Origin of the sequence: Spiroplasma corruscae (assembly GCF_002237575.1) — a bacterium.
Taxonomy (GTDB): domain Bacteria; phylum Bacillota_I; class Bacilli_A; order Mycoplasmatales; family Mycoplasmataceae; genus Spiroplasma_A; species Spiroplasma_A corruscae.
In genome coordinates, this window is sequence record NZ_CP022535.1 from 476,063 (window position 1) to 487,941 (window position 11,879).

General features: G+C 22.3%; 7 protein-coding genes. 5 read left to right on the plus strand and 2 right to left on the minus strand.

The annotated features are described in order from the left end of the window. The first annotated feature begins 101 nt into the window (after positions 1-101). From SCORR_RS02210 to SCORR_RS02220, 4 genes are all read left to right on the plus strand, one after another. Positions 102-485 (plus strand): hypothetical protein, encoded by a 384-nt coding sequence (locus tag SCORR_RS02210; protein WP_094048691.1) that lies wholly within the window; start codon positions 102-104, stop codon positions 483-485. A gap of 1,093 nt (positions 486-1,578) precedes the next feature. Beyond that, complete coding sequence (locus tag SCORR_RS02215) at positions 1,579-4,455, plus strand: cation-translocating P-type ATPase (protein WP_094048693.1); 2,877 nt, start codon at positions 1,579-1,581, stop codon at positions 4,453-4,455. Positions 4,456-5,521: 1,066 nt separating this feature from the next. Continuing rightward, on the plus strand, positions 5,522-5,653 hold the full coding sequence (locus SCORR_RS05570; RefSeq protein ID WP_281251259.1) for a hypothetical protein: 132 nt from the start codon (positions 5,522-5,524) through the stop codon (positions 5,651-5,653). A 1,339-nt stretch (positions 5,654-6,992) separates the two neighbouring features. Further along, on the plus strand, positions 6,993-8,693 hold the full coding sequence (locus SCORR_RS02220) for a hypothetical protein (RefSeq protein WP_094048695.1): 1,701 nt from the start codon (positions 6,993-6,995) through the stop codon (positions 8,691-8,693). Between the two features lie 553 nt (positions 8,694-9,246). On the opposite strand, the gene SCORR_RS05575 is transcribed toward SCORR_RS02220, so the two are convergent. Both SCORR_RS05575 and SCORR_RS02225 read right to left on the minus strand, forming a co-directional pair. Beyond that, positions 9,247-9,378, minus strand: coding sequence for a hypothetical protein (locus SCORR_RS05575; RefSeq protein ID WP_281251260.1), 132 nt, complete (start codon positions 9,376-9,378; stop codon positions 9,247-9,249). Positions 9,379-10,111: 733 nt separating this feature from the next. Then, on the minus strand, positions 10,112-10,579 hold the full coding sequence (locus SCORR_RS02225) for a hypothetical protein (protein ID WP_094048697.1): 468 nt from the start codon (positions 10,577-10,579) through the stop codon (positions 10,112-10,114). Positions 10,580-10,649: 70 nt separating this feature from the next. Here SCORR_RS02225 and oppB point away from each other — a divergent pair, with 70 nt between their 5' ends. Continuing rightward, on the plus strand, positions 10,650-11,873 hold the full coding sequence (gene oppB / locus SCORR_RS02230) for an oligopeptide ABC transporter permease OppB (RefSeq protein WP_094048699.1): 1,224 nt from the start codon (positions 10,650-10,652) through the stop codon (positions 11,871-11,873). Positions 11,874-11,879: the final 6 nt, after the last annotated feature.

An 11,879-nucleotide genomic window follows, 5' to 3' on the forward strand; every position in this document is an offset into this window, starting at 1 on the left:
TATAAATACGCTAGTTAAAGTGTTTTAAAATATAACTATTTATGTTATAATATATGAGTTATTGAGATTTATCTCGGTATTTTTTTTATAGGAGGTAATTTTTGAGCAAATCTAAATTAACAGTTGTATCATCATCGGGTTGTATTGCATTAATGGGATTCATTTTAGCAATATTAGTTATATTTACAGGAAGTGCATTAACTATAGTGATACCTTCATTAATATTGGGGTTATTAATAATTGCATTTTCATTAATAAATATATTATTCTGCTTTAGAGAAGTTTCGAAATTGAAAGTTTCTTTAGTTTTGTCAGCATCTTATACAATATTGGTGATTATATTAACACTTGTATATTTAAAACTTACATCTTTCTCATCAGAAAGTTTATACATTTTATCAGCAATTCTATTATTTACAATAATATTCTATACAATATTAATTGTTGTGAATTTCTCAGATAAAATCAGAACACTTGAATATTAATTTGAGTTTATTTTTTCATAAAAAATCATTTAAAATAATGATTTTTTTTTGTTTAAAATTTAATAATTAAATTACTAATCAATATGTAAAATATATAATAAGAAATTGTTTGATTTAGTTTTATATCAAAATAAATTAGCTCATATAAATAAATTGATCTTTTTTAAAAAAGTTTTATATTTTTTAATTTAAGCAGTACATATATATATTTTTTTTATAAATATAATAACTTTATAAAAAAAATTAATAAACTTTTAGTATATAAATGAAAGAATAAAATTATATATAAAAAAAATAAATTGAAAGTAAGTTAAATTATTTTGTTTCATAAATGAACTAAATAAGTTCTTAAAAAAACTAATAAAACTTTAAATAATAAATTAAAAATTAATTTATTGATTTTAATCAAAAGTATAAAATAAAATAGTAAATAATAATAAAGACAAAAATTATTAAAGAAAATCTTTAGTATAAAAACAATGGCCTTAATTGATTTATTGATAATGTTATTTAAATTTTATTTTTATTTTTAATAATTATTAGTTGTGAAGATGGTTTTAATGAACCAACTATGGTTCTTATTTTATTTATTAGACTAAGTTTTATTCATTTGTTTATTATAATGACAAGTCATGTTGGAATAACTCATATTAGCAGTTATAAATTATATTTAAGAAATAATATATGCTTAAACAGTTTTCTTTATTATATGTTGGTGTTATTATTGTGTGTGGTTCACAATATATAATTGTTTCTTAGATTAATAAAAAATATTAAAAGTAGATGAGATTTTCATTAAATTGGATTTAAATGATTAAGTATATTTGTAATCTTATTTTTTTGTTTTTTTTACTAGTTACATTTAATTATATTTAAACAAAAGAAAACTAATTAGTAAGTTTATATAGCAGAAAGGTATTTTAATATAAAATTTCGAATAATTATCTTTAACATATTTTAATAACAGTATATTAACTAATAATAATTAATTAATACTGATGTGAACTTAAAAGGGTATAAAAATTTTAGAATATATTAAGATTTTAAAATTAAATGATATAATTTTTAAAGCAAAAGAAAGTGGAGTAAGAATATGGAAGATTATCTTTCGTTAGACGCAAAGAAAATTGAAAAAAACTATGATGTTAATTTAGAAGATGGATTGACTGATAAACAAGTTGAAGAAAATTATCAAAAATATGGTAAAAATGAGATTAAAACAAAGAAAAATGAACATTGATTCATAATTTTTTTAAAAGCACTAGTAGAGCCAATTTTATTGGTATTAATATTGGCTGCTATATTTTCAATTACTGCACAATTAATTAGTAATAAGGGTAAAGTAGAACCCGAAGAATTTATTGATGCTATTGTTATTGTTACAATAGTATTGATTGACGCTATTTTAGAGACAGTACAAAAGATGAAGGCCAGAAAATCAACTAATGCTCTAAAGAATTTATCCAAACCTAGGGCTGTTGTAATAAGAAATGGTCAACAACAAGAAATCGATGCTAGTGAACTTACTATTGGAGATGTTGTAGTTTTAGAAGCTGGTAGATATGTTCCTGCAGATCTAAGAATTATTGAACAAAGTGATTTATATGTTGATGAGTCAATTTTAACAGGAGAATCAATTCCTGTATTAAAAACACATCATCCATTAAAACAAAAAACAGATATATTAGCAGAAATGAAAAATATTGCTTTTATGTCTACTTTTACAACTAATGGTAGAGCAATTGGTGTAGTTGTTAGAATTGCAAAAGAAACTGAAATCGGTAAAATATCAGAATCAATTACTAATAATAGTGAGGAATTAACTCCATTAGAAAAAAAACTTAATAAATTTACTTACTGAGTAGCTGGGTTAAGTTTTATAATTGGGATTATTATATTTTTAACATTGTTCTTTAGTGGTAACCAAGAAGCTTGAGCAAACTATTTAATGGTTGGAATTACTTTAGCAATTGGTGTAATACCCGAATGTTTAGCGGCAATCGTTTCTATAACTTTAAGTTTAAGTACAAAAAAAATGGCTTCAGAAAATGTTATAGTAAAAAAATTACAAGCAGTTGAAACATTAGGAAGTGTAAATTATATTTGTACTGATAAAACTGGAACACTTACTCAAAATAGGATGACAGTTAAAAGATTAATTATTAATAATGCTATCCAAGATGCAACCAATTTTGAATATAAGAGTAGTAAACAAAAAGATTTATTCTTAAAAGCGATGGTGTTGTGTAACGACTCTATTGTTGAAGGTGGAGAAAGAATTGGTGACCCAACTGAATTAGCTTTAGTTGATTATTCAGAAATACACGAGTATGACGATAAAATAGTACGTAAAAAATGAAAAAGAGTTTTTGAAGTACCTTTTGATAGCGAACGTAAAATGATGACAACAGTTAATATAATTGATGATCAAAATCATGTATTTACAAAAGGTGCAATTGATGAATTATTAAAAAAATGTAATAAAATAATGATTAATGATGAAATTAGACCAATTACTCCTGAAGATATTGACTCGATGATGTCTTTATATCAAGATTTATCAGAACACGCTTTAAGGGTGCTTGGTTTTGCATATAAAATAGCAGATAGTGATAATAATAAAAAAGAACTTGAAAATAATCTTACTTTTATTGGAGCGGTAGCAATGATTGACCCTGTTAGAGATAGCGCTGTAAGAGCAGTTCAATTAGCTCATGATGCAGGTATTAGAGTTGTTATGATAACTGGTGACCATGCGTCAACTGCATTAGCAATTGCACGAGATCTTGATTTAGCGCATAGTAAAGACGAAGTTTTAAGTTCTGATGATCTAAACAAAATGAATGATGATGAACTTGCTAAAATAATAGAACAAATTAGAGTTTTTGCTAGAGTTAATCCAGAACATAAAGTAAGGATAGTGGATGCTTTAAAGAAACACAATTACATAGTTTCTATGACAGGTGATGGAGTTAATGATGCACCGAGTTTAGCAAAAGCTGATATTGGTGTTGCTATGGGTATTACCGGAACTGATGTTGCAAAAGATGCTGCTGATGTTATATTAACTGATGATAACTTTGAAACCATTATAAAAGGTGTTAATGAAGGAAGAAATGTTTATCAAAAAATTAAGCGAGCAATATCTTTTATTATTGGAGTTAATTTAGCAAATGTATTATCAATATTTATTCTTTCATCAATAAATACAATTTCACCATTAGATGCTACAAATATTTTATGAATGAATTTAATTGTAGAATCAATTATTGCATTAGCAATTGGTATGGGTGGTAATGATAATACATTAATGAAAGTAAAACCAATAAAAGGAAAGAATCCTATATTGCAAGGTTTATGGTATACATTGGCCAAAATTATTTTTTTTACTTCAATAGCAACAATTGGTGGTTTCTATTTAGGAATGATATATACAACTAATCAAGAAGTTAGTGATTTAACTGACGGTAAGTATACTTCATGATTTGAAGCGCTTAGAGCAAAAGACATAAGTTATAGTACTAAAACTTCATTACAAAGTCATGGTAGATTAACAATGTTTATTACTATTACAAGTGCACCTTGTTTCTTTGCTAATTTTATAAAGTTATCTAATTGAAAAGCAAGCAAGAAAATAAATTTAATATTTAATAAAACACTTTGAATTGCAAGTTTTTGTTCAATTATGATTAATATAATTATTATATTTATACCTGTATTTAATAGCGAAGTTATGAAACTACCAACACTTGATGAATACACAACTAAAAATTGATATTTAATTGCATTTTCAGTGCTTATAGCTATGCTACCTGGTATTGCGATGTTAATACTTGATGGAATTGTATTCTTTAGTTATCATTACTTACCAGATCCTTGAAGAAGAAATCAACTAATTTCTAGTGAATTTGTAAGTGAAGATATTAAAGCAAAAAAATTGAAAAAGAAACAAAAAAGAAAAAGTTTATAGATTAATTAAAAACTATACATTTATAACAATTATTGTTAATTAATTTGTATAGTTTTTTATTATTTTTATTAGAAAATAAAAAATGTTTTTTAATAACCTTATAAAATTTAATTGTTACACTAAAAAAGTAGTATTTAATTTTTATACTTTTCTGTTTTTATTAAAAAAAATTAATTATTATATTTCAAAACTTTCTATGTTTGGAAGTATTATCTTAATAAAGTGTTTTTTATCACTATATAATTTATTTTCTTTGATTACATAGTCTTTAATTTCATTAATATTATAAAAATAATTTTAAATCAAAATAATAGTAATTATTATTTTGTATTTTCATAATTATAACTTTTAATTTAAGTTTCAAATATAATGGTTCAATCCAAAAAACACCGTTTATTTTATTATTGAAATAGATGCTTGACCCATTATTAAAGATATTGTTAAACTATATAAGAAATTATTATTAGGTACTTTACTAAATTTTAAAATAATATATTTAGAATAATTAATAGAAGCAGAAATGATTAATTAAATTTTTAAATTAGCATTATAATATGTTTTTCATATCTTGAGTCACTATAATATTTTTTACTTTTAATTTTTTTGTTCATTATCATTAAAGTGAAAAAAATAATTTACTAATGCTTTCTTTTGTGTTGTTAAAGTTATATTAGACAAAAAAATATATAGATGTGTTTTGAACATTATATTAATTCATGAAATTTAATATTTTGTTTCTTAACATAATTTTTTTATTTTTATTAATTATTAAAATAACTTTGTTATATTTATTAATAATGATTAACTGACTTTGTTATTAAAATATATTTCTTAATACTTAAACACGATGAATTATGTTACATATAGTTTTAAATTCCCGTTTATTAGTACTTTAATATATTTCATTTCTGGTTATTATCTTTTTTTGAACAATAATACTAGTAGCAAATTTATATTTTTTACTTGCTTTTAAATGTATTTAATCTAAATTAGCCAAGTTTTTGAGTATATTTTATATATTTTTATTTATTAATATATAATATTATTAATAAGGATGAAATACACAATGAAAAAAACTAATAAATATCCATTAACTAAATTAGGAAATTTAAAAATTAAAAAGAAAATCACTTTAAATAAAAAGGATTATAAAATTGACATCGATGAATTTAATAATAGTTCTAAAAATGACGGATAAATCTTAAAATTATTATTATAATTATTGAATTATAAATATTTGTATATAATAATTAATTTTTTGCTAATTATTTTTTTTGAGTATTAATTTTATTACTTTACTTACAATTTAATATATAAGGATATAAAATTTAATATAGATTGTAGGATAATACTCATAGCTCTTATTTTAGGTTCTAAATAAGTATTCCAAACACAAAACGCACAATTCATTTTTATATTAAATAGGTATTTGAACCATTATTAAAAAATATTGCTATCTAAATGATAAAGAATAATAGGATTTTCTGTAAATTTTTAATAACCAATTTCTAATAATTAATATGAACTTAAAATAATTTATTATATTTTAAATATTAATTTAAGATATTTACTAAACATTTCGATTTTTATACAATTTAAAATAATAAAAATAAACTTCATTTGATTTTAAGAGCTCGATAACTTTCTCGTTCTCTATGTATTTAAGATCTAAGTACATTTTATTAGCTATTACATTTTTATTGGAACACCTTATTTAATAAATCATTCTCTATTTATTTGATTATAACTTTCTGTAGTTTGTGCACAATTAAATAATCTACTTATATTTTTACATTATATTTGTCAATCACACTGTTTAGATGTTCTATAAAACACTTTATTAATTTATTATTATAAATATTACTTAAAAATAAAGTTAGAAATTTTATTATCTTTTTGAGATTGTTGAGTATGTTTTATAGCAGTAAAATCGGGGAACTAATTATTTACAATTTATATGTGAAAATTAAGGCATATTTTTAATATAATTTTTTTTTATAATTAAAATCCTTAGGAACAATATTTATATACTCATAAGTTTACGATTTGTATGTCTTTTATATCAACTAAGTTTCAGTTTACTGGTATTAATATCATTTAATTTATTTTATAAGCCACTAATTACGTACAATTTTATCTGTTTCATTATGTCTAAATTAATCGTTTCTAAGATTACCTCTAGGTAAAATATACTTGTGACATAATCGCTTACTACTCATAATTTTTTCAAAAAAAATATAAAAATAGTATGTAAATGTTAACTTATAGTGTATACTTTTATTATTATGAGGGTTCAATAATGATAATTAAAAACGCAAAATTAATTAAAAATAATATTAATAAAACTATGTTTATAAACATTTTTATTTTTTATTAGTTAAAGTTTTCTAAAAATATGATATTTATAAAAGCTTCTAACTATAGAAGCTTTTTTTAAATAAATGTAATACATTATTTTGTTTTTAGATAATTATTAATAAATATTAAAACATTAATAAGGACCAGCATAATAAAATTAAAATATATGAAAGGAAAATATGAATTTACGAAAAAAAATATCAGTTATATTAGTTTTTATATTTATAACATTTTTATCAACACTTTTTATAAATATAAGTAATACTAAAAGTAATAACAAAAATGAATTTAATTTTGAGAATGTTACTTTTAAGGATTCTGCGTCTAATAATAAATATATAATGTGAAGCGGAAGATCACTACAATATTTTTTGTGAAAGCATTCTGACATATCTCAAAATAAGTATGTACAAGAAATAGAACAATCTTATATAGATAGTTATAAAACTGAGGACAATAAAAATCAGAAGTTGATGGAACTTTTGGAAAATAGTAAAAGTTTATTTGAAATAAATCTAAGCTCAAGTATAACAAACTTATCTTTATATGGAATGTCAAATTATAAAGAGTTTTTTGCTGAAAGTTATGCAAGATGACAATCTACTAGTGATAAAATGAAAAACAAAGCTTGAGAAATTATAAATTATTATTTTTTACATATTTATAATAAATTAAAAAATAAATTTGATGGTGGAATTTCAGAAGAAGATTGACCAGAAGTTGAATCAATAATAAATGAAGATTTTAACAAAGAAAGTAATAAAGATAATTTAATTTTAAAAACATCTTTACAATCAAAACCCACTGACCTTACAAATGAAGATCTATTATTTGATAATGATAACTTTGGAATGTTAGATTTAGAAGGTGTTAAAAATAATACAGGTTCATATGGAGCTAATGCATTGTATTCTTCATTACAAGCATGATTATTTACTTTAAGATATAGTGGCGTAACACAAAATGACTTTAGTTATTCTAGCGGAAGATTTTCTGAACAAGTAATAACTCAATTAGAAAATGATGTATTTAATCTTAAAAGTCCGTTTGATAAAAATGAGTTAGCTAGATTAAACTATGATTTATACACTAAGGCTAGTGAATCTTCAATTTTAGAATATTCAAATCTTATAGAAGGTAAAACTGGTAAACTATCATTTAATTCATTTGATGAATTAAGCGATTATTATAAAAAAGAAACAGAATTTGAATTAAATAATGAAAGTATTTCTACAATTGATTTAAAATCTACATTTAATACTTTTGGGAAATTTTATAGTTTTACAGATAGCAAACTAAATTTAATTAAAAAACAAGTTTTAGATATGTTTAATACTTCTTTGTATATTGGAAGAGTAAAAGATAGTGATTACTTGTTGCATTATCTAACAGCTTTTATTATTACACCAGACTATCCATTGGCCGATAACAAAGAAGGGGTAATGGCTTACACTTCAACCGTAAATGCCGATACATATAGTACAAGATACTCTTATTTAGTTTACACTGGTAAATCATTAACTATGTATAAAAGTGATTCAGAAAATAGTGAGTATAAACAAAATTGGTGAAGTACAGCAAATATATGAGGTACTTTAAATCATGAGTTTGGTCATGTTATGGATGGGTTTTTAAGTCAATCACAAAGTCAAGCTGAGTTTTGTGAGAATAATTATTCTGATATAATGCCTTCAGTATATCCAAAAGATATTTATAAAGGTGTAGTATTTGGAATTGATATTAAAGATAACGAAACTTCTAATCAAAGTGCATCAACTCCATCATGAGTTTTACCTACTTCAATAACACTTACTGCTGTTTTATGTTTAGGAGTAGGACTAGGTGTTGGTATATTAATACAAAAAAAATTTTTAAAATAGCATACAGTTAAAATTAAATATTTGAGTGAGTATAATAATTAAAACCAGTTCAAAATACTGGTTTTTTATAATTTTTAACCAGAATTTATCAAGTATTTTTGCAAACATTATAATTACAGTATCGTTGTATTTTATTAAATAAAAGTAATGAAAATAATATTTTGACGTAATTATATTTGATAATTTAAATTCATTATTGGGTTTATTTTGATCTTTAAAATAACTAAAACAAAATTACTCACTAGATTTTTAATGACATCTATTTTTATTTTCTTGCATCTTAATAATATTTTCTTTATTAATAGTAAATTTATTTCGAATTATTCAATTTTTAAATCCAAAAATGCTATAAACATAATAATTAATAATAGTTAAATTAATTCAACATATTCATGAATTAATGTTGAATTATTTTTATTAAGTTTGCCAAAAGTATTTTCATCAAATTTTTTCTTGTGTTATTAAAGTTTTTTTTGATGCAGTTTTTAAAGAATAAAAAATAAATTGCAAATGGGTATAAAACCATAAATTATCTTCATATTATCTATATATTTTAGTTAATTTCATTTTGATTATAATTTACATTTTTAATTGATAGTATATTTAATAAAAGCCAATTTCTATATTTTATAATATCTTGTGTAGTTGCATAGTCTCTAAAATAACCTGCTAATATTTTCAGCATATTTGACAATTACAATTCTAAATAAGTTATAAATACTCTACTAATTATTTATTTAAGTATTATATTAAAAAAACAGTACGAAATTTTTGTTATTTTTTTTAGTTATAAGTTGCTATTACAATATATGCATCGGGATATAATATTATTATTAAATTCACTCATGAAATTTAAGTTTTTATCACTTAATTTAATTTATCTTTTTATTTTTTGGTATATTTTTTAATTATTGATAACTAACTTAATTTTTATACGATTTCTCATAATCAAAGATAATAAAGACAAAAATCTTTATTTATAAAGCTTATAATTTATCCTTAGGACTTTGATTTATTAAATTATTTGGTATTGTATTACCACTGTTTTTATATATAGCAACATCAACACTGATTTTGTGTTATTTATATAAAAAATAAAAAAAGCAAAAAAAACTATACAAAACTTAAAAATTTTGTTATTATAAAAGTGTTATGGAGGAAACGATAATGTATAAAATGTGTAAAAATTCTACCAAGTTTATTTTGAATAATAATGATAGATACATTATTATTTTTGCATATTTAAAAAGCATTAAAGTTTAACAATTATTAGGTATAGAATGACTATAATAAAACCCTATTGTGAAAACTTCATAATAGGGTTTTTTATTAAAGTCATCCTTCATACAAAGAAAGGAGTATAGTTCAGTTCCGATAAGAGAACTATTTATTGAAAAAAAATGAGAAAAAAGACATATTTATTTAAATGTGAAAATAAAAATTATACTAATAATTAGTAAAATTAAAGAAGTAAATAAAATTATTTTAATAATTCTTCTAAATAAACCTTCTTCTTCTGTCATAGTAGTCTGATATCTTCTTCTTTTATCATTAAAGAATTTGGCTACAAGATTATTCTTAAGTCATCCAGTTACTATTGCGGAAAATAAACAAATTAATGTAAAAGCTGATGTAACTCAACTTACCATATTAATATCTTTTATAATAAAAATTGAAATTATAAAAGATAGTCCAATCATTAAAAGTGCAAGAGTTACAATAATAAAATAATCATATAATCTTAGTTTTCTAGATTTATCAAAGTTCATTTGCCTTTGAATAGGATTTTCAAACATTTGATCAATCTTATTATTTACATATTGGTTATGTTCATCTTTTATAGCTTTTCTTACTTCTTTAATTTGACTTCTTGTTTTTTTACTCATAATACCCCCTAATAAATAGTTTATATTTATTATATCTTATTTATAACTTGTGAATATAGAAAGAAAATATATGAAAAAAAACGGTTTAAGTTCTTCAGAAAAAAAATTTCAAAATAAAAGTTTACCAATAATTGAAGAATTAAATAATAAATTAAATAACTCTTACAAAAAGCGTGCGCATTTTGAGAGATTTAAATATCTTTTTAGTAAGTTTAATACTATAAATAGAGATTTTATAAAAAAAACACCATTATTGACGTATTCTTTAAAAAGAATAATATATGCATTTATAAGCTTATATTTAGCAATAGGAACAGTTTATATACTTATTGCATTATCTATAAATGATATTTCAATAATGAATGATTTTGATTTTCAGAAACCAACTGTAAGGCCTTACAGTCCTGAATGAAATGCTGTTGTAAATAATAGAAAAGAAGCGTTAGGGTTAAACGGACCAATTTTAAAACAGGTTTTAATATATTGAAGAAATATAACACCATTTATTCCAAAGCAAATTCAGTTACCTTTATCTGTTAGTCAAGTAAAGGTTGTCTGAGGTGAACCACAAACTAAGTGGTTTTGATTAGGTTTAATAATGAATAAATCAAATGGTATTATTAATTATCCTGTATATGATCAATTTAAAACTGCGATGCCAATTTCATTTACAATTGGTTTTAGTTCAATTATCTTATCGTTTGCATTAGGAATTCCATTAGGTATAATATGTGCAAAAAATAAAGAAAAGTCATTAGATAACTCATTAAGTTGATTATTTTTAATAATGATTTCAGCCCCAGCAACAATATTGATATCGGTATTCTGACTATTGTCAGTACAGTATTTAGGAAATGCTGGTATTTGAGGTGTTGATGATTGAACGAACTTTATGGCTGTTATAGCTTTATCGATTATTACAATTCCAGGTATTGTCATTGAAACTAGAAGATATATTATAGATGAAATGACCGCTGACTATACTAAGTTTGCTGAATCAAAAGGTTTAAGCTCAACTTATATTTTCTATGTACATATTTTTAGAAATGCTGGAGTAAGAATTATTAGAGTTATACCAGGTGCATTAATTCTATCATTATTTGGTTCAAGTCTTTTAATTGAGAGGTTCTGAGGTGCGCCAGGAATGAGTAAATATATACTAACTGGTGTCGCAACAAATGATATATTCATTGTATTAGGTTTTATAACATTATCAGCTGGTGTTGGTGTATTCTCATCACTGGTAAGTGATTTAATACTTGTACTAATGGACCCAAGAGTTAAATTAAGTTAGAAAAGG